General features: G+C 51.7%; 1 protein-coding gene and 1 pseudogene. Both read right to left on the bottom strand.

Annotated elements, in window-relative coordinates:
- Window positions 1–240 (bottom strand): annotated as a pseudogene (locus ACFRAK_RS29420) (phage tail tape measure protein); the annotation flags it as partial.
- Window positions 241–279: 39 nt separating this feature from the next.
- The coding region (locus tag ACFRAK_RS29415) for an ABC transporter permease (RefSeq protein ID WP_394573256.1) at window positions 280–1,136 on the bottom strand (857 nt) is incomplete at its 5' end.

Genomic DNA, 1,136 nt, shown 5'->3' with positions numbered 1-1,136 from the left:
GGCCGCCTCTTTGGCAGGAATACGATGCAACCATCCCCATATCAGGCCTACCATACCTGAAACGAGCGGAATTATGACCGCTGCCATCTCAAGCCAGTCAATAGGGATCAAGCGTCCGACAATCAGCAGGAGCAGCAGCAGCGCAAAGCCGGCTATCAGTCCATATAAGGCGCAAGCAATGACCCGAAACCGCTGCAGCCGCCGACGCGCCGATTCGATAAACCGCAAGATGTTGTCCATGATCTCCTTACCTCCTTGTCTACCTGCCTTCGTATGACCTTACGCTCCGCTCCCGGTCGGTTCTTCTCCATGAGGGGCTTCTAACACTGCCTTATCCTTCCGCTTACGTCTGGCTACTGGCCTGATATTGCGGATGGCAATCCATAACGCGCCTACAATCACAACGGCATAGACCATGAAGAACTCCAGCCAGAGCTCGATTGGTGCCTTGCTGTTCAAATTACCGCCTTGAACCAGAAACGCTTGCTTCGAGAATGACGGTTCGAACAGACTCATCAAAGCCCCGGCCGGATTCAATCCGAGTACATATCCAACCCAGGAGTAGCTTCCTGCCGGAGGTTGACCCGTCTGATACATATTGCGCTGCTCAATGCCCAAGAGGAATAAATACAATAGTCCTGTGACCAGGAATATGATAAGTCCCGCACCATACGTCACAATAATGGCTACGATCGTCCGTTTGAACAGCGTCGAGAACATCACGCCCAGCGCGCCGAGCAGCAGCATCACGAACAGATAAAAACCAAAGACGGATACGAGCTGCTTCGGCGAAATACCGCCGTACAGAAATACGATACTGTAAATCGGCAGTGTTGACAGTACGATCAGCGTCATGAAGCTAAGCGATGATACGAGCTTGCTCAGTACGATTGTCGACGAACTTTGCTGTGTCGTCAGCAACATGCTCAAGGTTTGCTTCTCCCGTTCGCTGCTAATAACCCCAGCCGTTAAAGCCGGTGCCATGAAAGCAATCAGAACGAGCTGCGCAAAACTAAGCACGTAGAACATCATCTGGCTCATCTGTGGATCGAAGCGCTGCTGGCCCCCTCTTTGTCCCAGGTACAAAAAGAGATAAATAAAGCCCATCGCTACAGCTCCCAGCGCCAGTATATATA

It is taken from the genome of Peribacillus sp. NPDC056705 (assembly GCF_043656335.1).
This window is presented reverse-complemented; position numbering and strand designations above follow the sequence as displayed.